Source organism: Arthrobacter sp. 01T428 (assembly GCF_056398685.1).
Window position 1 is genome coordinate 1 of sequence record NZ_JBFTPW010000019.1, and the last position, 21,253, is coordinate 21,253.

The following is a 21,253-nucleotide window of genomic DNA, read 5'->3' on the forward strand; positions in this document are numbered from 1 at the left end:
CGAACCCGGAAGCTAAGACCCACAGCGCCGATGGTACTGCACCCGGGAGGGTGTGGGAGAGTAGGACACCGCCGGACAACCATTCACCGGCCAGGCCCCGACACACCGTGTCGGGGCCTGACCCACTTAAAACACCCCAACACACGAGCCCGCGACCAACGAAAACCCCCGCTCACCTATGACCCGGTTTCCCCGGACCCCCGCCCACCTATGACCCGGAAATCCCAAACCCCGGCTCAGATATGCGGTTCCACGGCCCACGCCCGCCCACATGATGTGAGCGGGCGTCCCGCCGGAACCCGGCATACGTGAGCGGGCGTCCCGCCGGGAGCCGGCATACGTGAGCAGGCGTCCCGCCGGGACCCGCCATAAGTGAGCGGGCGTCCCGCCGGGACCCCCTATTTGTGAGCTAGCGTCCGGTCAGAACCGGTTATCTGTGAGCTAGCGTCGGGGGTTCGGGAGTTCGCCCGCGGCGGAATTGACCCCCAAAAGCGCCCGAAATAGGGTGAATTTGGTCAAAAAAGCGCGGAAACACGCGGAATTTGCTGGCCGAGTCCTCCCAAGCTGGTAAGTTTTCGAACAGTGGCTCGCACGCATGCCGTGTGTGGGCTCCAAAATCGTAAAGTCCAGGAGGACACAAATGGCTAAGAACCGTAGCGAACTGGTTTCCGAGGTAGCTGGCAAGGCTGGCACCAGCCAGGCTGCAGTCAACTCCGTGCTCGATGCCCTGTTCGAAGTTTTCGAGACTTCCGTCGCCGCTGGCGAGAAGATCACCATTCCGGGCTGGCTCGCCATCGAGCGCACCGACCGCGCAGCCCGCACGGGCCGCAACCCGCAGACCGGCGAGACCATCCAGATCGCCGCTGGCCACAGCGTCAAGCTGACCGCCGGCTCCAAGCTGAAGGCAGCTGTCGCCAAGAAGTAAGACACTTCGGCGAACGCCTAGGAAAGGCGGCAACCTGCGGGTTGCCGCCTTTCTGCTTTAACCCGCTCGATTCGCCGCGCCGCCGACGTTAGCGGACAATGGATAGGTGCCATCAGCCAAAACTCCCTCCACTGCCCCCTCGCCCGCTTCCAAGCCGGGAACGAAGGCAGGCGCTGCCGTGGAGGGGATCTCCCTACCGTGGCAGCTTGCGGGCTTCGCTGCGCTCTTCCTGGCTCTAGCGGGCGCATTGATCTTCTCCGGCGCCTCGGCCGCGCGCCAAGTCTCTGACCCGGGCGCCTTGGTGCGTTGGGGGCTGCCCGTCGCCAAAGCCATTCACAACGTCTCCTTGGCGACTGTGATCGGCGGGCTGATCTTCGCCGTCGTCATCCTTCCCAAGCACCTGTCCCGATCCAGGGGCGATGACGCCCCGGAACACCCGGCGTTCGCGCGTGCGTTGGCCGTAGCGGCAGCAGCAGGCGCTGCCTGGACGCTCTCCGCCGTCGCTGTCCTTGTGTTGACGTACTCGGATGTGGCCGGGCAGAGCCTCTCCGGGGACGCGCAGTTCACTGCATCCCTCGTCTACTTCATGACGGACATCCAGACGGGCCAGGCGTGGCTCGCCGTGACGATTATCGCCGCGATTGTCACGACGGCGCTGTTCGGCGTCCGCTCGCTGGCGGGACTAGCGCTGACGCTCGTCCTGGCCCTGGGCGGACTAATCCCGAGTGCGCTGATCGGGCACTCCGCGAGTTCCAACGACCACGAGGGCGCTATCAATTCGCTCGGCCTTCACTTGGTGGGCGTGTCCACCTGGGTGGGCGGCATCATCATGCTTGCGGTCCTCTCGAGCCTCCTGCGAGGTTCCAAGGCAACAGGCACCAAGGACATTACTGAGCAGACCCTGCGCCGGTTCTCCGCGTTGGCCGGCTTCGCCTTCGTGCTGGTCTTCGCTTCGGGCGTCGTGAACGCGAGCATTCGTGTGACCAGTTTTTCGGCCTTGGTTGGCACCCCCTATGGGCAGATCATCCTGGCGAAAGCGCTTGCCACAGTTGTCCTCGGCGGCATCGGTTTCATGCACCGCCAGTGGGTGATCCCGCAGCTGGGCCGCAAGTCGATGACCACGCGCCGCGTGCTGTGGCAGCTGGTGTTGGTCGAACTTCTGGTGATGGGCGCCACGTCGGGACTCGCCGTCGCGCTGGCCAGTTCGGCACCGCCGCTGCCCACCACCTACGCGCCCGACGCCTCGCCGGCCTTCATCCTGTCCGGTTACGAGCTGCCGCCCGAACTGACGCCCGCGCGATGGTTGACCGAGTGGCGCTTCGACTGGCTTTGGGTGGCTGTGGCCCTCTTCGGCGCGGCGAGCTACATCCTTGGCGTGGCCAAGGTCCGTCGCCGCGGTGACTCCTGGTCGTGGTTCCGTGCGGTGAACTGGATGATCGGCCTGCTCGTCCTGACCTACATCACGTCCGGACCGCCGTCGGTATACGGCCGCATACTGTTCTCCGCCCACATGGTGGACCACATGGCGTTGACGATGGTGGCGCCGCTGTTCCTGGTCCTGGGTTCCCCGGTGACGTTGGCATTGCGGGCCCTGCCGTCGCGCGGCGAGGGATCACGCGGAGATGGCTCCCGTGGCCTTCGTGAATGGCTCCTGGTGTTCGTGCACTCGAAGTTCTCCCAAGTGGTGACCCACCCACTCTTCGCCGCGGCGAACTTTGCCGGTTCGATCGTCCTGTTCTACTTCTCGGACGCGTTCGGCTGGGCGATGCGTGAGCACGTGGGCCACGAACTGATGAACCTGCACTTCCTGCTCACCGGCTACATCTTCGTCCTCACCATGATCGGCACGGACCCGCTGCCGCGTCGTGCGCCCTACCCGATGCGGCTGCTTCTCTTGCTCGCCACGATGGGCTTCCACGCCTTCTTCGGAGTATCCATCATGGGAGGCACCGGACTGCTCGCCGCCGATTACTTCGGCAACCTCGGCCGGACCTGGGGACAATCGGCTTTGCTGGACCAGCAGACAGGCGGCGCCGTGGCCTGGGGAATCGGCGAAGTTCCCACCTTGCTGGTGGCGATCGGCGTCGCGGTCATGTGGTCGCGTTCGGATGAGCGGGAGACCAAACGCACCGACCGGGCGGCGGACAGGAATAACGACGCCGACCTGAATGCTTACAACGATATGTTTGCGCGGCTTGCAGACCGCGATGCGAAACTGATTGATCGGGACTCCAAGCAGCCCGAAAGCAAGACCAACCTGGAAGGACGCTGATGAGCGAAACCGTACGCACCCAATTGCGTGTCCGCGCCTCTGAACTGGTGGGCCGTGGCTGGCTCAACACCGGTGGGAAGACCCTGGACCTGGAAGCGCTGCGCGGCAAGATCGTGCTGTTGGACTTCTGGACGTTCTGCTGCATCAACTGCCTCCATGTCCTGGATGAGCTGCGCCCGCTCGAGGAAAAATACTCGGACGTCCTGGTGACGGTCGGCGTGCACTCTCCCAAGTTCGAGCACGAGGCCGATCCCGTGGCCCTCGCTTCCGCCGTCGAGCGTTACGAAATCCATCACCCCGTCCTGGACGACCCCGAGCTCGCTACGTGGAAGGCCTATACGGCCCGCGCCTGGCCGACGCTGGTGGTTGTGGACCCCGAGGGCTACATCGTGGCGCACCTTTCCGGTGAGGGCCACGCAGACGGCCTTGCGGTGCTCCTCGAGGAACTCGTGGCCGAGCACGAAGCCAAGGGGACCCTTCACCGCGGCGACGGCCCCTACGTGGCTCCCGTCCCGACGTCGGGCACCTTGCGCTTCCCCGGCAAGGCGACCCAGCTGGACAACGGCAACTACCTGGTGGTCGATTCCGGCCACCACCGTTTGGTGGAACTTCGTCCTGACCTTGAGACGGTTGAGCGTGTCATCGGCTCCGGAACCAAGGGTTACCTGGATGGTGCGGCGGAAATCGCGCAGTTCAACGAGCCGCAGGGCGTGGCGGTGCTCCCGTCGTCGCTGGCTTGGCAGCTTGGCTACGAAGCAGTGGTCGCGGACACCGTGAACCACCGCCTCCGCGGCGTCACGCTCAGCTCGGGCTACGTGCAGACTGTTGCCGGCAACGGCGTGCAGCGCCTGCTCGACGCCGGCCCTGCCCGTGTGACGGAAAGCGGTGCCGGCGTTTGGGCTGAACACCCCGACGGCGGTCCGGCTGACTTCGCGGCCGACGCACTCGACGTCGGGGTACTTGGTGTGGGGACCGGGGTGTCCCTGTCCTCGCCGTGGGACGTGGTGTGGAGCGAGAAGCTGCAGCGCGTTGTCATCGCGATGGCCGGCACGCACCAGATCTTCGCCTTTGAGCCTCTCAGCGGCGAGGTATCCATCCTGGCCGGCTCGGGCCTTGAAGGTTTGCTTGACGGCCCCGCCGAGGAAGCCTGGTTCGCCCAGCCTTCCGGCCTGGCCGTCGATGCGGATGACAACATCTGGGTGGCCGACTCCGAAACCTCGGCGCTCCGCCGGCTGGTCGTTGGCGAATCAGGTGTGACTGTTGAGTCGGCCGTGGGCAAGGGCCTCTTCGATTTCGGTTTCCGGGACGGCGAGGCCCCCGAAGCCCGCCTGCAGCACCCCCTCGGCGTCACAGTGCTCCCCGATGGCTCCGTGGCCATCGCAGACACCTACAACGGTGCCGTGCGGCGCTACGATCCGGCGGCTAAGGCCGTGTCCACCCTGGCGAGGGGTCTCGCCGAGCCGAGCGACGTCGTCGTGGTCTACCCGGAAGGCGGCGAACCGCTGCTGGCGGTGGTGGAATCAAACAAGCACCAGCTGGTTCTCGTTCCCATCCCCAAGGAAGCCCAGCAGGTGGACGAGGGAGCATCCCAGACGCAGCGGCCCAAGAGCCCCGTGGCGCCGGGAAACGTGGAGCTGACCGTGCGCTTCACGGCCCCGACCGGACAGAAGCTCGACGACCGCTGGGGCGACCCTACGCAGTTGAAGATCTCCTCGACCCCGCCTGAGCTGCTGCTTTCCGGCGGTGGCACGTCGGTAGGCCTGCTGCGGACCCTTGAGCTGTCCGCGGACGTGCCTGAGGGGATCCTCCACATTACGGCCCGCGCGGCTGCGTGTGATGGCCCGGAAACTGAGGACGGCGAAATCCCGGATCACGCCGCGTGCCACCTCTACCAGCAGGACTGGGGCATCCCCGTGGTCATGCAGGCCGACGGCGACTCCGAGTTGGTGCTTGACCTGCGCGGGATGGACTAGGCAGGGGCTGGCTGGACCGGGCGGGCCGCAGCCGAACCTAGAAGCTCACCAGCGGCGTGACCGTGATGGTGTCCGCGCCTATGTCCAACCGTGTGGTGAAGCTGAAGTCGTGAACGGCACTGAGGTCGCCGACCAGTCCGCTGAAGAGGTCAATTTCGCGGGCGGTTACCTTGGCCTTGCCGTTGAGGGGCGCCACGACCCACTGCCCGTTAAAGGGGTCGATGCTGACCTTGGGGTACTCCGTGATCTGCCACCTGATGGTCCCGTCCACCACCCGGCTGTTGGTCACGTGGTAGAACGGGCAATCGGGCTGGAGCTTTTGCTGCTTGGTGGCATCCGCGGCGCAGGTGTCCAGGAATTCCTTGACCTTGTCGCTCACCACCTTGATCATGGCGTCGGTGGGCTTGGTCAAAAGGTTGAGGGGCGCCTGCGGCAGGGCGCCTGTAGTCACCGACGTGCTGGTAGTCGGCGCCGAGAAGTATTTGCCGGCGAGGCTGGCTTCGTATTGGCCGGGGTAAAACACGGCAAAGCTGTTGCGGCCGTTGGGCAGGTTTACCGGGACCCCGTTCAGGGTGGCCTCGTTGGCGTTCACCACGGTGACCTCAATGGTCGGCAAGGATGACGGCACGAAGGACCACTTACCGAAGAACGGCCACTCGGTTCCCGTCCGTTCCAGGAGGAAGTCCGAATGCAGCGCCTTGCCGTCGATCTGGTAGTCCATGGGGACCGTCACCCGGTTTCCGCCACGGGATTCGGCGTTGCCGAGTTTGATATCAGTGATCTTCGACGCCGCCGTCTGCAGGGCGGTACCGTCCAGCATGGCCGCATTGGCGTTGGGCACGGAGGCGTGCAGGAGTCCGAGGGCTTCCCCGCCGTGCCCCTGCTGGAGGGCCGACAGGTAATCGCGCACTTGCTGCTGGGGGCTGGCTATGGAGTTGCTCACCAGGTTGATGGAAACGATCGCAGCGGCCACAGCAAGCATCAGACCGAGCAGCCACCCGGCCGCGGTCTTGACCAACGCTTGACTCAACTGCACGCCCTTTACGTTACCCGCCGGTTCCGCAATACCCCGGCATCCTTCCCCTCCCGTGACATCTGGACACGCATTTGCGAAGAGTCCGACGGCGGGTGGCAGCTCCGTTTCAGCGGCGCCGGCGCGATGAGGTTCCGAACACTCCGCGGAGCAATTCCCGGCCGAGTTGCGTGCCGAAGGACCGTGCCATGCTTTTGATTCCGCCGCCGAGCGCACCACCCAGGACGCCCGCGAGATCGCCCATCATGCCGTCGCCGCCTTGCTGCGGAGCCGGTGCTTGGACCGGCGCGGGTGCGGGCGGCCACGCTTCGGAGCCTGGTAGCGGGCGGCTGCTGGGACGGCCAAGGATTTCTTCCTCGATCCTGCGGGCTTCGGCGTCCACGGATTGAGGATCAACGGAGGCTGGTACCGGTGGCCGACCCGGTGCGGCTTCTCCGGTGGAGGGCGCGGTCCCTTTGTCAGTGAGTTTCTCGTAGGCCGAAATGTTGTCCACGGCAGTGCCGTACTTCGGCAGCAGCGGGGAAGCGGCGATGGTGCTGCGGATCAGTTCGTCCGTGCTGGGTCCCATCACGGATTCCGGGGCACGCAGCTTGGTCAGCGCCACGGGCGTGGGCGCGCCCTTTTCGTTCATGACGGTGATGACCGCTTCGCCGATACCGGCGGAAGTGAGGGTTTCCTCAAGGTCGTAGTCGCTCACCGGGAACGTGGACACGGTGGCCTTGAGGGCTTTGGCGTCCTCCGGGGTGAATGCGCGCAGGGCATGCTGGACCCGGTTGGCAAGCTGACCGAGGACGGCGGCAGGGACATCCTTGGGTGTCTGGGTGACGAAGAAGATCCCGACCCCCTTGGACCGGATGAGCCGCACAGTGGTGGTGATGGCTTCGAGGAAGGCCTTGGATGCGTCGGAGAAGAGCAGATGGGCTTCGTCGAGGAAGAACACCAACTTGGGCTTGTCCAGGTCTCCTGCTTCGGGCAAGTCTTCGAAAAGGTCCGCAAGCAACCACATCAGGAACGTCGAGAACAGCATGGGTTTGGTCTGGAGCGTGGGAAGTTCAAGGCAACTGATCACGCCGCGGCCGTCCGGGGCTGTGCGGAGGAGTTCTGCGGTGTCGAACTCCGGCTCGCCAAAGAACTTCTCCATGCCTTGGGCCTCGAGGTTGACGAGTTCGCGCAGGATGACGCCGGCCGTGGCCTTGGAGAGTCCGCCGAGGTCTTCGAGTTCAGCCTTGCCCTCATCCGAGGTCAGGAACTGGATGACGGCCCGCAGGTCTTTAAGGTCGATCAGTTCCAGTTTTTTCTGGTCGGCGAAATGGAAGATCAGCTGCAGGCTGGATTCCTGCGTGTCGTTGAGTTCCATGATGCGCGAGAGCAGGATGGGGCCAAACGAGGTGATGGTTGCCCGGACGGGAACGCCGTTGCCATCCCCGCCCAATGAGAGGAACTCGACCGGAAAGGCCTTGCCTACCCACTCTTGGCCGAGGCTTGCGGTGCGGGCCGTGAGTTTCTCGCTGGCCGTCGCCGCGGTGGCGAGTCCTGAAAGGTCTCCCTTGATGTCCGCCAGGAAGACGGGGACGCCGGCCGTGGACAGCTGTTCGGCCACCATGTGCAGGGTGACGGTCTTGCCGGTGCCTGTGGCCCCGGCCACCAAGCCGTGCCGGTTCATCATGGACAGCGGCAACCGGACTTGGGCCTCTTTGTGGACTTCGCCGTCGACGATGGCGGCACCTAGCTCGATCGTGGGGCCATCGAGGGTGTATCCCCGCTGGATCGTGGCAAGTTTTTCAGCTGTTGTTTTCTTGGCCATGCGCATAGCCTAGTGGTCCAGGGCCGCGGTGTGGCGGGAAAGTTTTGCCGTGCTCGGCAACGGTATAGTGCCCGGATGGATGACAAAGCGGTTCTGCTCAAATATCTGCGCGCCCGTCGCGGCGAGCTCCTCGCCAAGCTCGACGGACTCGACGAGTACGACGTCCGCCGGCCTATGACCCCCACCGGCACCAACCTCCTGGGACTGGTCAAGCACGTGGCGAGCGTGGAGCTTGGGTACTTCGGGGAGGTCTTTGGCCGGCCCAGCGGCCGGGAATTACCGTGGTTTGCCGACGACGCCGAAGCCGATGCGGACCTGTGGGTTCCTCCGGGGGAGAGCAGGGAAGAGATCATCGAACTGCACCGCTACTCGGCCGAGCACAGCGATGCAACCATCGAGTCGCTCCCACTCGACGCTCCCGGGGAAGTGCCGTGGTGGCCTGAAGAACGCCGACACGTGACGCTTCACCACATCCTGGTGCACATGTGCGTCGAGACAGCCCAGCACTTGGGGCATGCCGACATACTTCGCGAGCTCATCGACGGTTCGGCCGGAAAAGGTCCCGGGGACCCGAACTTGTCACAGCGAAGCACCGAAGAATGGGCCGCCCACTGGGCACGGATCGAAGCCGCGGCGCGCCAGGCTGTGGGCTAGGGTCACGCCTGAGCGGACGCCAGGTCCTTCGTGAACGCCAAGTGCTTGATCTCTTCCGGATCCGCGTCGACGTCGAACAGCGGGGCGTAGCCGGTGGCCAGGTACAGGTTCTTGGCTTCGGGCTGCCGCGGACCGGTGGTGAGGTAGATCCGGCGGTAGCCGCGCCGCGCCGCCTCGGCTTCCAGTTCCGCGAGGACAACCCGGGCCAGTCCTCGACGCCGGTGCGCCGAATGCGTCCAGATCCGCTTGAGTTCCGCCGTGCGGGAGTCGTAGCGGCGGAATGCCCCGCCCGCCACGGTTTCGCCGTTGTCCTGCACGATGAGCAGGGCACCGTGGGGTGCGGCAAACTCGCCGGCCGGGTACCGGTTGAGTTCCTCGGCCGCGCCGCCGCTGCCAAAGAGGTCGCCGTAGCGCGTGGTGTATTCGACGGCGAGTTCGTCCAGGAGTGGCTTGACGCGTGGATCGCGCATGGGCAGTGTCAGGACGGAAAGGCCCGACGACGGCAGGGTTGGCGTTGTTGTCATGGCTTACCTTTCGTGAATTTGCCCAACTAGCTCGCAGTTGTTGTCGTTATGAGGCGTCAAAACGACAACAACTGCGAGCTAGTTGGGTGGATCGTGCTTGGGCGAGGGGCCGCGAGTTCGGCCAGGAGGCGGCGGGCCAGGGCGTCGTTCTCGCGGAACGGCGCTGCGTTGGTGCCGGGCCGAGCGAACGCGCCAGCGCCCCAACCCGAGGTCCAGGGTCCGACGGCGAAAAGCCCCGCCTGCCGCACGCCGTCGGCAGCTAGGACTTCGTGCGAACTCGAGACCAACAGCTTACCGGTGGAGTGGGGACCGTCCGAGGTGAGGAGCGACTGTTCGGTGCCCCAACCGGCGTCGTGCAGGTCCGCAAGCGCGGGGTTGGCGGACCGTGCCACCGACGGCGACGGCAAGCGGGCCTCGATGTACGCCGCCGCGTCCACCACCACGGGCGATTGGAAGGAACCGGCCACGAACCGCCCGCTGGCCTCGTCCGGACGCACCCACATGCCCGGACCCAGGAACTGCAACAATCCGGCCCGGTGCAGGGCAAGGATTTCGCGCAGCCGGTGCGGCGGCGGGCCGGAATCCACGAAGCTGAAGAAGCCGTGCCACCAACCGTGCACCGCTTGTTGGGAGCGCGAATTGAGCCGCTCCTGCGGGACCAGCCGGCCGAGTTCCATGTAGACCCGGAGCAGGGCCGTGAACAAGGCCAAGGTTTCCGAATGGTCGGGACTCGTGCGGAGCTTGAGGTCGCGTTCAATGTAGCTCGCCACCGATCTCTGCACCGCGGCATGGTCCGCGAAAGCGCAGCCGCTGAACGGTTGGTCCAGGGCCTCGAGGTCGAGACGGAGGGCAGGGTCCGGGACGGCCGAGGCCACGAGGTTTTCGCGTTCGCGGCTGTACCAATCCAGGGCATCGAAGCGCGCCGAAAATTCGTCCCAGCCGCCGTGGACGCGTTCCGGATAGCCGGTGAAGAGCTCGCGGTAGTAGGCGTAGCCGGCGTCTTTGGCGATGAGGGGCCACAGCTGGGTCCGGAAATCCAGCTCCTCGTGCGCGGCGAGCAGCAATTCCACGGCGTCCGCGGTGAAGTACCGGGGTGCGCCGACGGGTTCGCCGCGCAGGGTGGAGGAGATCTTGGAGTGGTACGGCACTCCGCGCCGGGAGCCTGCCCAGAGCCGCGGTTCGGCGCCGGACGGCACATAGTCCAGGCCGCCGTCGGGCCTGTCTTCGAAGCGGCCGCCGCGGCCCTCGAACAAGAGCACCAGAAGGTCCACGAACGCCAGCCCCATGCCCGAAACCAGGACGTCCTGGCCGGGTGCGATCGCCGAATAGTCGACGTCGGTGGTGTACGACGGCGCCGCGTGGAACCCGCCGTGCCGGGCGGCGAACTCGGCCAACCGCGCCGATTCCGGCTCGGCGCGGGAGTCCGTGTGGCCCAGCGTGTACACCACGAGGTCAGCCTCCAGCACCCCGCCAGAAGCGAGCCGCACGCGGTACTTCGCACCGCCGTCGGGCCCTCCCGGACCCTCCGGAGAGTGGCGTTCGACGGCGGTTGCCGTGTCCCGGTGGACCGTCACCGAAACGTCCGGGCCGAGTGCCGCGACGGCCCGGCGGAAGAACCACTCGAGGTACTTGCTCTGGAGCTGCCGGCTAGGAAACGAGGCCGGTGTCAGCACCCGGAGCTGCTCGAGGAGGTGGGCTTCCAACTCCGGGACGTCGCGGATGGAACCGTCGAGCACGCCCGTTGCCCATGTGGCGAGGCCCGGACCGTCAACGGAGGGACCGTCGCAGGCCACGGAGTTGTCGGTGAACATCGTGACGTCCGCGGCCGTGGAGTTGAGCAGTAGTCCCGGGCTCTGGTCATAGCGCCAGATCCTCCCGGAACCGGGTTCGTACGGCTCGACGACGTGGATGGAGAGGGGCCCGTCGAAGAGGCCGGACCTGTTGGCCGCGAGCCGTTCGAGGATGCCGGCTGAGCGCGGGCCACCGCCAATGAACACGATCGTGGGGGCGAAGGGCGGCATGGCAACTCCTGTTGGCGGTGGCTGGTGGTACCCGAGCCTAGGGACCCGGCGGGCCCTCGGTCGAGGCCCGGGTAACGGCCGTTCACCACGCGTCACGGTGCGTCAACAAGCGCAAAGAACGGACTCATATGGCTCCGTATGAAGCCGCGCGAAGCGCGATGAATCCCCATGAAGAAGTGCAAAAACCTGCCTTGCAGCCGCTTCGGGAGCGCCCCTAGATTGGCAGCCATCCGATAGCCAACAACCCATACGAAGCGAGGTGGCGCATGAGTTCAGCAGCAACCACAGTGGCGCAATCCGCACAGCAATCTGCACCGGAACCGGCGCCCGCCAGCGCCGTCACGGAAAGCCCGACGCCGGCCGCCGGGCCGGGTGCCGCCGCCCGGAGTGCAGCCGAGGGTGCTGCCGCCCCGGGTGCCCCAACCGACTACTCCGGCTACAAGCTGGTCCCGGCCCGGCATCCATGGCGCTGGGTAGGCACGGTTGTGGTGGCGCTTGGCGTCGTGGCGGTGGCCTGGTCCCTCGCGACGAATCCGCGCTGGGAGTGGGGCGTGGTGGCGCAATGGTTCACCGCGCAGTCCGTGGTGAACGGCCTCGTGGAGACACTCAAGCTGACGGCCATCTCCGGCGCGCTCGGCTTTGTCCTCGGTTTCATCCTGGCCCTCATGAGGCTGTCGGCCTCGCCACTGCTGCTGTCGGTGTCCTGGACGTTTTCCTGGATCTTCCGTTCCACTCCCTTGTTGGTGCAGATGCTGCTTTGGTACAACCTTGGCTACCTCTACGAGAAAATCAGCTTGGGCATCCCCTTCACGGATATCCGCTTCTTCGAGGTCCAGACCACCACGCTCATCAGCCAATTCGCGGCGGCAGTCCTGGGCCTGACCCTCAACCAGGCGGCGTACTCGGCGGAGATCATCCGTGGCGGCATCCTCTCGGTGGATCAGGGCCAGCTCGAGGCAGCCGCGGCCCTAGGCATTCCGGCGTGGCGACGCTCCACCAGGATCGTCTTGCCGCAGGCCATGCGGGCCATCCTGCCCACCGCTTTCAACGAGATCATCGGCCTGGTCAAGGGCACCTCAATCGTCTACGTCCTGGCCTATTCCGAGCTCTTCTACACCGTGCAGGTCATCTACAACCGCACCCAGCAAGTCCTTCCGCTGCTCCTCGTGGCGACCCTCTGGTACGTCGCCATTACCTCGGTCCTGAGCGTCTTCCAGTACTACATCGAGCGGCATTATTCGAAGGGCGCCGTCCGCAACTTGCCGCTCACTCCGCTGCAGAAGGCAAGGAAGTTCTTTGCCACCCACGCACCAGTGAATTTTGACCGAGCGAACCTTGACCGAGCGAAGGACGCCCGATGAGCACCGCTGCTTTTCCCGCTGAGAGCCCGACGACGGCGGCGCCAGCCGCCGCTGCAACCCGCGGCCACGTGGAAATCACCAACGTCCGCAAGTCCTTTGGGGGAACGGAAGTCCTCAAGGGTGTGTCCCTGACGGTGCCGCCAGGCGGCGTCGCCGTGATCGTGGGACCCTCCGGCTCGGGGAAGTCCACGCTTCTGCGGACTATTAACCACTTGGAAAAGGTGGACGGCGGGTACATCACCATCGACGGCCAATTGGTGGGTTACCAGGTCCGCGGAAACAAGCTGCACGAACTGCGCGAAAAGGACATCCTCAAGCAACGCACGGACATCGGCATGGTGTTCCAGAACTTCAACCTGTTCCCGCACCTCACCGCGCTGGAAAACGTGACGGAAGCACCCGTCGTCGCGCTCCACCGGAACAAGGCCGAAGCGCGCAAGCGCGGGCTGGAACTCCTGGACCGCGTGGGCCTCAAGGACCGGGCCGACGCCTATCCGCGGCAGTTGTCCGGCGGCCAGCAACAGCGCGTTGCCATCGCCCGGGCGCTTGCCCTTGACCCTAAGATCCTGCTCTTCGACGAACCGACGTCGGCCCTCGATCCGGAGCTGGTCAACGAGGTCCTGGACGTCATCCGCGAACTTGCCACCTCCGGCACCACGTTGATCATCGTCACGCACGAAATGGGCTTCGCCCGCGACGTCGCAGACACCGTGGTCTTCATGGATCAGGGCCAGATCGTTGAGCAAGGCAGTCCCCAGGAGATCTTCGCGAATCCCCGTGAACCCCGGACGCGGAGCTTCTTCTCCAAAGTCATCGAACCAGCTTTCAACATCTGAGGAACCAACCTAATGCCACGCATCAAAACCAGGCTTCTCGCGCTCGCGGTGCTGCCCGCCGTCGTACTCCCGGGGCTCGCCGGGTGCTCCGACCCCGGTGCCTCCGCGGCCGGGGCCAGCCCGTCCGCGAGTGCCGCCCGCAACGGCGTCGTCTACAACACCTCGCCCGAGCAGAACCGTATCCGGGCGCAGAAGGATCCCGCCGCGGCAGCCGCCCTGCCGGCCGCGATCGGCAAGGACGGCAAACTGACCGTTGCCACCACGGCCGGGTCCATCCCGCTGTCCTTCCATGCGACGGATGACAAGACCCCGATCGGAGTCGAGGTGGACATCGCCCAGCTCGTGGCCGACAAGCTGGGCCTCGCACTGGACGTGCAGGTCACCTCCTGGGAGAACTGGCCGCTCAAGACGCAGTCGGGCGATTTCGAAGCGGTCTTCTCGAACGTGGGCATCAATAAGGACCGGGTGAAACTGTTCGACTTCTCCACCTACCGCGCCGCGTACATGGGATTCGAAGCCAAGAAATCGTCCACGTACAACATCAAGGGCGCGGACGATATCTCCGGGCTGAAGGTCTCGGTGGGCTCGGGCACCAACCAGGAGAAGATCCTCCTGGCCTGGAACAAGGACCTGGAATCCCGTGGCAAGGCTCCGGCAACACTGCAGTACTACTCCTCCGACGCCGACACCATCCTGGCGCTCTCCTCGGGCCGGACGGACCTGAACATCGCGCCCTATCCGTCCGTCTCCTACCGCGAGAACACGCGGGACGACCTGAAAGTGGTGGGCAAAGTCAACGCTGGCTGGCCTTCAGAGACCCTCGTCGCGGCCACCACCCTCAAAGGCAACGGCCTGGCTCCGGCCATCACGGATGCCCTGAATTCGGCGATCAAGGATGGCTCCTACGGGAAGGTCCTGGACCGCTGGGGCCTTTCGCAGGAAGCCTTGCCGGAATCGAAGACCGTGACAGAGGCAAACTTCGGGAGTGCCCAGACAGGGAAAACACAGTGAAGTTCCAGGTACTCGACATCATTCCGCACCTGAAGAACCCGCTGACGGGAGAAATCGTCTCGACGGCCGAGCGGCTCAACCAAGTGGTGCAGACTGCGCGCCGGGCCGAGGAATTGGGTTTCGATAGTTTCGCTGTGGGGGAGAGGCATGCCGGTGAGTTCATCTCATCGTCCCCGACGACGGTCCTCGCCGCCATCGCGGCGGTCACCAACCGTATTCGATTGCAGACCGGCGTCACCGTCTTGTCGGTGCTCGATCCCGTGCGGGTGGCCGAAGACTACGCCACGATCGATCAGCTGAGCCGGGGCCGCCTGGAACTCGTGATCGGCAAGGGCAACGAGGTGCTGCAATATCCGTTGTTCGGGCTCTCCCTCGATGATCAGTGGGAGCTGCTCGCCGAAAAGTATGGCTTGTTGCGGAGGCTGTGGCGTGAAGAAAACGTCACCTGGTCCGGCCGTTTCCGGCCCGCATTGAGCGAAGCAACGACGACGACGCCGCGACCGTTTGCGGGTTCGCCGCGGATTTGGCACGGCTCGGCTACAACCCTGACCTCGGCTGCCCTCGCCGCCCAGTGGGGCGATCCACTTTTCACGGCCAACGCCATCCAGCCTCGCGAGAACTACAAGATCCTGATCGACCACTACCGCGAGGAATACGAACGCCACGGCCACGATCCTCGGCACCAGTACCTCGGTTCGGGTTCCGGCGCAGGCGGCGTGTTCGTCGCGGACACCACGCAGGAAGCCAAGCGCCAGTTCGGGGCTGTTTATGAGGCCTTGACCGCTGGACGCAACGTCCCGGGCAACAATTCGCCGTTCCGGGACATCGAGCATGCCGTGGCTGAAGGGCCAGCACTGGTGGGCAGTCCGGAACAGGTCATCGACAAAATCCTGAGCTACCACTCGCTCTACGGCCACGATCTCCAATCCATTTCCTTGCCCACCACGTTGCCCTTCGAGCAGCAGCTGGAGATCCTGGAGCGGTTCGCGCTCGAGGTCATCCCGGCCGTCCGCGCCGCCGCGTCCACCACCCTGTGGGAGCCAGCGGATCCCTACGGCGGTCGTCCGGAATTCGCCGGCGCCACGTCACTCGACGCAGCCGGAACCGTCACCACAGACCACGCAAACCACAGGAGGAATCATGCCTACGCCCACTGAAACGGCTACGTCCACCACTGCGGCCTTCACCGCCGCCTGGCAGGAATGGCACGCCGAGCACGAGCGTCACCGGGCCGATCCGCACGGATTCCTCGCTGTCACCCATCTGCACTGGCTTGGTTCCGAAGCTGCTCCGCTCGACGGGGTGCCCGGCACCTGGAGTGTGGAGAACGACGTCGTCACTGTGGTTTTAGGACCAGGCGAAAGCCTGCTTCGGGACGGCCGGGAACTCAACACCGACGCCGCCGGGGCCACCGTCGTTTTCGGCCCCATCGCGGAACGAGACGGCCTCAACCTCAACGCGGGGGACACGGTCGTCGAGCTCGCCAAGCGCGGCGGCGAGTACATCGTCCGGCCGCGGCACCCCGGGAATCCGCTGCTCAACGAATACCGCGGAACGCCCGCATACGCACCGGATGCATCGTTCGCGGTGAACGGTACGTTCGTGCCGTTTGAGGTTCCCCGACCGACCACAGTGGGGGCCGCCGTCGAGTGTATCCAGCACGTCTACGAGGCGCCCGGCGAGCTCCACTTCAACCTCGCGGGCCAGGACTTGGTGCTCACGGCCTTCAACGGACATGCGCCGGGCACACTCTCGGTGCTGTTCACGGATGCGACGTCGGGCAAGACCACCTACGCGGCCAATCGCTCGCTCACGGTGACCCCGGAATCGGACGGCTCCGTGGTGCTCGACTTCAACCGTGCCGTCAACTTGCCGTGCGCCTACACGGACCTTGCCACGTGCCCGCTCCCACCCTCGGAAAACCGGCTGAGCGTGGCCATCGAAGCCGGCGAACAGATCCCTTACGAAAGGCAGGAGCAGCAATGAGCGGCATCTCCCGTCCGGGCCAGCCCGGATTCTTGGCCTTGGAGCTCGACGGCGACGGCGCCCACCCCGCGGCCTGGCGCAAAGCCTGGCATGCCCCGGATGAGTTGCTGAACGGTTCGCGGATCCGGAACACGGTGCTGGCGGCGGAATCGGCCGGGATTCATGTGGCGACGTTCGCTGATGGGTCTGGGACTGACGGCTCCGGCGCTGGCGGGCGAGATGTTGCAGGCCGCCTGAACGCCCTTCAGCGCGCCGCGTTCGCGGGTCCCGTCACGAGTTCCATCGTGCTGGTACCGGAAGTGGACACGGTCTACACCGAGCCGTTCCACATCTCCACTCAGCTGGCGAGCTGGGACTATGTCTCGGGCGGACGGGCGGGTTGGCTCGTCGCGGCGAGCGGCTCCGCGGAGGAGGCTGCCGCCGTCGGGCGTTCATTTGTTGAAGGTGCCGCCTTGGCGCAGGAGGCCGCGGCGTCGGTGGAAGTGAGCCGGCGGCTTTGGGATTCCTGGGAGGACGACGCCGTGATCCGCGACGTCCCCACCGGGCGGTACTTTGACGTGGACAAACTGCACTACATCGACTTCGAGACGCCGGCGGATTTCGCAGGGGCCGGGTATTCCGTGAAGGGTCCCTCCATCATTCCGCGCCCGCTGCAGGGGCAATTGCCCGTAGTTGCGCAGGCCGACTTGCTTCGTTCGGACGCCGACGTGGTGCTGGTGTCCGCTCCGACGCCTTCACTTCTCGCCGAGGAGGTTGCGGACGTGCGTGCCCGGACCGCTGTTGGGGGCGGCCCGGCGGTAGTGGCGGAGCTCGACGTCGTCCTTGACTCGCGTGGGCAAAGCGCCTCCGCGCGGCTCGCCGAACTGGACGCGTTTACTCCGTGGACCAGTTCCCGGGCGCACTTCGTCGGCACGGCGGCGGAATTGGTCGACTTCCTTGCCGGGTTGCTGGCCGTGGCCGACGGCGTAAGGCTGCATCCGGCTGTGCTGGACGTGGAGCTCGAGGAACTGGCGCAGCTGGTCCTGCCCGAGCTTCGTCGCCGCGGGGTGCTGAAGCCTGTTGCGCAGGGCGGCACGTTCCGGGAACTGCTGGGTCTTGAACGGCCGCTGAGCCGGTACGCGAGCGTGGGCGCGGCGGGCGCCGCCGTCGTTGGCTTGGAAAACTGAGGAGAGACTATGACACAGCACAACCGTGCTAAATTCCAGCCGAGCGGGAAGATCCAGTTCGGGATCTTCTTCCAGGGCGTCAACTCCGGCACCATCTGGAAAGCGCCTGAATCCGGTTCGCAGACCGACTTTGAGTCGTTCCGACGGATCGCCCAGACCGCCGAGCGCGGGCTGTTCGCAGCCTTCTTCCTGGGCGAGGGCCTGCGCTTGCGGGAACATCTCGGACGACCGCACGCCCTGGACGTCGCGGGCAGGCCGGACGCGCAGACCATGCTGGCGGCGCTCGCGTCGGTGACGTCCAATATCGGGCTCGTGGCCACGCAGAATACGACGTACAACGATCCCGCCGACCTCGCTCACAGGCTCGCCTCCCTCGACTTGCTCTCCGGCGGGCGCGCCGCCTGGAACGTCGTCACCACGGACAACGCGTGGACCGGGGCCAACTTCCGCCGGGGCGGCTACCTGGACCACGCCGATCGCTATATCCACGCCGAAGCATTCGTGGAGACCGCCAAGAAGATCTGGGATTCGTGGGAGGACGGAGCGGTCTCCTCGTCCGTCTCCGCGGATTCCTGGGCGGTTCCCGGCCATGCGCGGCGCGTGCACCACTCCGGGCAGCACTATTCCGTGGACGTCACCCCCCGGCTGCCGCGCAGCGCCCAGTACAGGCCGGTGCTGTTCCAAGCCGGGGATTCCCCGGAAGGACGCGACTTCGCCGCCCGCCAAGCGGATGTGATCTTCTCGGCGCACCCGAAGTTCGACGACGCCGTGGAGTTCCGCGCCGATATCGTCTCGCGCTCCCTGGCTGCCGGACGGGGTGCCAACGACGTCCAGATCATGCCGGCGAGCGAATTCATCCTCGCTGCGACTGACGAGGAAGCCCGCGAGAAGAAGGAATGGGTCCGCGGCCTGCAGATCGGGCCGCAGCAGGCAGTTGCGTATCTCGAACAGTTCTGGGGCCGCGAGCTGTCCGCCTACGATCCCGATGGTCCGCTTCCGGAGATCGATCCGGTGGTGGAGGAGACCTCCGAGACCCGGGGGAGCGGGTTCCACGGGGCCAAAGCCCGGCAGCTCGCCGAGCAATGGCGCGCCGAGGCCAAGGAGAAGGGCTTATCCATCCGGCAGTTCGTGAGCTCCAGGACGTCCAGGGTTGACGCGACGTTCACCGGATCCTACACAGCCGTGGCCGATACCTTGGCCGAGTACGCCCGGGTGGGTGCCGTCGACGGCTTCAACATCTCGCCATGGCTTATCCCCACCGGCCTGGACGACATCGTGAACCACTTGGTGCCCGAGCTGCAGGAACGTGGCGTGTACCCCACGGAATACGTCGGCAGGACCCTCCGCGAGAACCTGGGCCTCGCGACGCCGGCGCGCTCGGAGTCGTTGGAGTCGGTACCCGCCGGGGGCGCGCGGTGAGCTTCCGTGCGCGAGTCGCGGCCGCCGTCGTCGGCTTGCAGACCGACGACGGCGGTTCGCGCGACCCGGACGCGGAGCTGGTGCGGCTCCAACTGACCGTGTGGGAACAACAGCTCTGATTTGCTGCGGGCCCTAGGTGAGTGGCTCCGTGCGCTCGCGCAGGCCCCCTTCGCCGTCGAGCTCGGCTACCGTGTCGATGTTGAGGCGCCGGAGAAACTCGAGGTCGTGGCTCACGATGAGCAGTGCGCCACGGTAGGCGTCCAGGGCTTCGGCGAGCTGCTCGACGCTGGCAATGTCGAGGTTGTTCGTCGGCTCGTCGAGGATCAGCAGCTGGGCGGGCGGCTCCGCCAGGAGCAGCTTCGCGAGGCTGACCCGGAACCGTTCTCCTCCCGACAGGCTGGAGACCGGGCGATCAACGGTGGATCCCCGGAGGAGGAGACGTGCGAGTTGATTGCGGATGTCTCCGGGCGCCGACGCCGGTGCCGCCTCCCGCACGTTGTCCAGCGCCGAGCGGGAATCGTCCAGTCCGTCGAGCCGTTGCGGGAGGTATCCCACCCGGCCGGTCAGCAGCCTTCCGGTGATCCGGCCCGAGGATTCTGCAGGGCGCCTCTCGACGAGGTGTTTGAGGAGCGTCGATTTGCCTGAGCCGTTGGGTCCCACCAGGGCCACGCGCTCGGGGCCTTGGATGACGATCGTGCCGGAACCGTCGCTCAGCTCGGCGATCCGGCGGCTCCGTGGCACGTCGGGATCTGGAAGGGGGAGGTGGATGTGCTCAACTTCCCTGACCCTCGCGTCGGCGGCGTCGACGGCGGCCTGGGCTGACAGCACCTTGTCGTCGAGGGTCGAGCGCATCGAGCCGGCAGATGCCTGCGCCTTGCTAGCCCGGTTGCCGGCCAGGATCTTCGGGATGCCGCCGCTGGCTTGGGTTTTCTTCGCTGTGCGCTCGCGGCGGGCAAGCTTCGTCTCGGCTTCGACGCGTTGCTTCTTCTCGACCTTCAGCGCTTGCTGGGCGCTGCGGGCTGCCTGGATGGCGGCGGCCTGTTCCTGCTCGCGATATTCGGTGAAAAGACTGTACGGGCCACCAAACACGTCAAGCTTTCCGGCATGAAGCTCAGCAGTGGAGTCCATGTGCTCAAGCAACTCGAGGTCGTGGCTGACCACCACGAGGGTGCCCGGCCAACTGTCCACGAAGTCGGCAAGTTTGGCCCGGGTGCGCCGATCAAGGTTGTTGGTCGGCTCGTCGAGAAGCGTGACCGGGGTGCGGCGGATGCGCAGCCCGGTCAGCGCGATGAGCATTGCCTCGCCACCTGAGAGCTCCCCGACCTGGCGCTTGAGATCACCCGCGGAGAAGCCGATTTCGTGCAGAGCCTCGTCTGCCCGGGACTCAATGTCCCAGTCGTCGCCGACCGTGTCGAAATGGCGCTCATCGACGTCGCCGTCCTCAATGGCATGGAGCGACGTGAGTATGTCGTCGATGCCGAGCAACGCGGCGACCGTCGTGTGCTGCCCGAGGGTGAGGGTCTGAGGAAGATAGCCCACGTCACCGACGGTTTCGACCCGGCCCAGGGTCGGCGTCAGTGTGCCGGCGATCAAACGGAGCAGGGTCGATTTTCCTGCACCATTGCGGCCGACGAGTCCAGTCCGGCCGGTGGTCATGGTGCCATTGAGCCGCTGAAGAGCGGGAGTGCCGTCGGGCCACTCGAATGAAAGATCGTGCAAGGAGATGGCTGATTGTGCTGACATGAGACACAGTCCTTTGGTTCTTGCCCATCCAGGGCGCAGTCATGGGTCGACGTGCTCACTCCGGGGCGCGAAAACGCGCGCTACTTCGGAGGGCACTGCACCTGACGTACGGAATCTTTCAGCGAAGCTGGACCGCAGGGAATAGCGCCTGCAGACAACTGACAGCGAGATTTCTCACCGGGTGTGCATGAGCGCAAACAACCGGGCGGCCACCGAACGTCAGGTGGCTAGGCTCTGTCGACCTCGATCTCCATAGCCAAAACCATATCCGCAAACTTCTTGAGCGGCCAATTGGGGATGAACGCCGGCATTCATCACTTTGGTTCATATGGAGGCCGTAAACGGTGAGCACCGCGGGCGGTGTTCACCGGGACGCCTTCGCGGGCCGAGAAGCCTTAGTGCGTCCTCGAATTTTCAGGGCTGCCGGGAGCCCTGAAGTGTAGCGTTTAGGGCGCCTTCACCGGGCACTTTTGCGGGCGGGTCATACGGGAATCAGAGAGTACCCACATTAAGGCTTTCCTGAAG

General features: G+C 65.5%; 17 protein-coding genes and 1 rRNA gene. 13 read left to right on the forward strand and 5 right to left on the reverse strand.

All coding sequences use genetic code 11. The features are described from left to right. The 4 genes from rrf to AC1DJB_RS17950 form a co-directional block, all read left to right on the forward strand. Positions 1–77, forward strand: a 5S ribosomal RNA gene (gene rrf / locus AC1DJB_RS17935); the annotation flags it as partial. Positions 78–640: 563 nt separating this feature from the next. Beyond that, the gene (locus tag AC1DJB_RS17940) at positions 641–925 is read left to right on the forward strand and encodes an HU family DNA-binding protein (protein WP_184739845.1); all 285 of its coding nucleotides are present in this window, start codon (positions 641–643) and stop codon (positions 923–925) included. A gap of 106 nt (positions 926–1,031) precedes the next feature. Beyond that, positions 1,032–3,197 (forward strand): bifunctional copper resistance protein CopD/cytochrome c oxidase assembly protein, encoded by a 2,166-nt coding sequence (locus AC1DJB_RS17945; protein ID WP_476910613.1) that lies wholly within the window; start codon positions 1,032–1,034, stop codon positions 3,195–3,197. Further along, positions 3,197–5,170: an NHL domain-containing thioredoxin family protein gene (locus tag AC1DJB_RS17950; protein ID WP_476910614.1), complete on the forward strand. Its 1,974-nt coding sequence runs from the start codon at positions 3,197–3,199 to the stop codon at positions 5,168–5,170. Before AC1DJB_RS17945 ends, AC1DJB_RS17950 begins: the two co-directional genes overlap by 1 nt. A 37-nt stretch (positions 5,171–5,207) precedes the next feature. On the opposite strand, the gene AC1DJB_RS17955 is transcribed toward AC1DJB_RS17950, so the two are convergent. Both AC1DJB_RS17955 and AC1DJB_RS17960 read right to left on the reverse strand, forming a co-directional pair. After that, positions 5,208–6,200: a hypothetical protein gene (locus AC1DJB_RS17955; protein WP_476910621.1), complete on the reverse strand. Its 993-nt coding sequence runs from the start codon at positions 6,198–6,200 to the stop codon at positions 5,208–5,210. Between the two features lie 112 nt (positions 6,201–6,312). Beyond that, the gene (locus AC1DJB_RS17960; RefSeq protein ID WP_441432991.1) at positions 6,313–8,007 is read right to left on the reverse strand and encodes a helicase HerA-like domain-containing protein; all 1,695 of its coding nucleotides are present in this window, start codon (positions 8,005–8,007) and stop codon (positions 6,313–6,315) included. Between the two features lie 75 nt (positions 8,008–8,082). Here AC1DJB_RS17960 and AC1DJB_RS17965 point away from each other — a divergent pair, with 75 nt between their 5' ends. Continuing rightward, on the forward strand, positions 8,083–8,661 hold the full coding sequence (locus AC1DJB_RS17965; RefSeq protein WP_441432990.1) for a DinB family protein: 579 nt from the start codon (positions 8,083–8,085) through the stop codon (positions 8,659–8,661). 2 nt (positions 8,662–8,663) lie between these two features. Here the strand turns inward: AC1DJB_RS17965 and AC1DJB_RS17970 are convergent, their stop codons facing one another. Both AC1DJB_RS17970 and AC1DJB_RS17975 read right to left on the reverse strand, forming a co-directional pair. After that, the gene (locus AC1DJB_RS17970) at positions 8,664–9,185 is read right to left on the reverse strand and encodes a GNAT family N-acetyltransferase (RefSeq protein ID WP_441432989.1); all 522 of its coding nucleotides are present in this window, start codon (positions 9,183–9,185) and stop codon (positions 8,664–8,666) included. Between the two features lie 56 nt (positions 9,186–9,241). Next, the gene (locus AC1DJB_RS17975; RefSeq protein WP_476910615.1) at positions 9,242–11,206 is read right to left on the reverse strand and encodes an FAD/NAD(P)-binding protein; all 1,965 of its coding nucleotides are present in this window, start codon (positions 11,204–11,206) and stop codon (positions 9,242–9,244) included. Positions 11,207–11,472: 266 nt separating this feature from the next. On the opposite strand from AC1DJB_RS17975, the gene AC1DJB_RS17980 reads away from it, so the two are divergent. The 8 genes from AC1DJB_RS17980 to AC1DJB_RS18015 are packed head-to-tail and all read left to right on the forward strand — an operon-like array spanning position 11,473 to position 19,104. Next, entirely contained in the window at positions 11,473–12,567 is a 1,095-nt protein-coding gene (locus AC1DJB_RS17980; protein WP_441438422.1) for an amino acid ABC transporter permease, read from the forward strand. Beyond that, the gene (locus AC1DJB_RS17985) at positions 12,564–13,403 is read left to right on the forward strand and encodes an amino acid ABC transporter ATP-binding protein (protein ID WP_441432987.1); all 840 of its coding nucleotides are present in this window, start codon (positions 12,564–12,566) and stop codon (positions 13,401–13,403) included. Before AC1DJB_RS17980 ends, AC1DJB_RS17985 begins: the two co-directional genes overlap by 4 nt. Positions 13,404–13,415: 12 nt before the next feature. Further along, positions 13,416–14,414: an ABC transporter substrate-binding protein gene (locus AC1DJB_RS17990; RefSeq protein WP_441432986.1), complete on the forward strand. Its 999-nt coding sequence runs from the start codon at positions 13,416–13,418 to the stop codon at positions 14,412–14,414. Further along, entirely contained in the window at positions 14,411–15,571 is a 1,161-nt protein-coding gene (locus AC1DJB_RS17995) for an LLM class flavin-dependent oxidoreductase (RefSeq protein WP_441432985.1), read from the forward strand. Before AC1DJB_RS17990 ends, AC1DJB_RS17995 begins: the two co-directional genes overlap by 4 nt. Further along, positions 15,555–16,400 (forward strand): DUF1684 domain-containing protein, encoded by an 846-nt coding sequence (locus AC1DJB_RS18000; protein ID WP_441432984.1) that lies wholly within the window; start codon positions 15,555–15,557, stop codon positions 16,398–16,400. The genes AC1DJB_RS17995 and AC1DJB_RS18000 overlap by 17 nt, the downstream gene beginning before the upstream one ends. Next, positions 16,397–17,566, forward strand: coding sequence for an LLM class flavin-dependent oxidoreductase (locus tag AC1DJB_RS18005; RefSeq protein ID WP_476910616.1), 1,170 nt, complete (start codon positions 16,397–16,399; stop codon positions 17,564–17,566). The genes AC1DJB_RS18000 and AC1DJB_RS18005 overlap by 4 nt, the downstream gene beginning before the upstream one ends. A gap of 9 nt (positions 17,567–17,575) precedes the next feature. Further along, positions 17,576–18,985: an NtaA/DmoA family FMN-dependent monooxygenase gene (locus tag AC1DJB_RS18010; protein ID WP_441432982.1), complete on the forward strand. Its 1,410-nt coding sequence runs from the start codon at positions 17,576–17,578 to the stop codon at positions 18,983–18,985. Further along, positions 18,982–19,104, forward strand: a complete 123-nt coding sequence (locus AC1DJB_RS18015; protein ID WP_284991125.1) for a hypothetical protein — start codon at positions 18,982–18,984, stop codon at positions 19,102–19,104. The genes AC1DJB_RS18010 and AC1DJB_RS18015 overlap by 4 nt, the downstream gene beginning before the upstream one ends. Before the next feature lie 13 nt (positions 19,105–19,117). Here AC1DJB_RS18015 and AC1DJB_RS18020 read toward each other — a convergent pair whose 3' ends face one another. Beyond that, complete coding sequence (locus tag AC1DJB_RS18020; protein ID WP_306963219.1) at positions 19,118–20,728, reverse strand: ABC-F family ATP-binding cassette domain-containing protein; 1,611 nt, start codon at positions 20,726–20,728, stop codon at positions 19,118–19,120. Between the last annotated feature and the right edge of the window lie 525 nt (positions 20,729–21,253).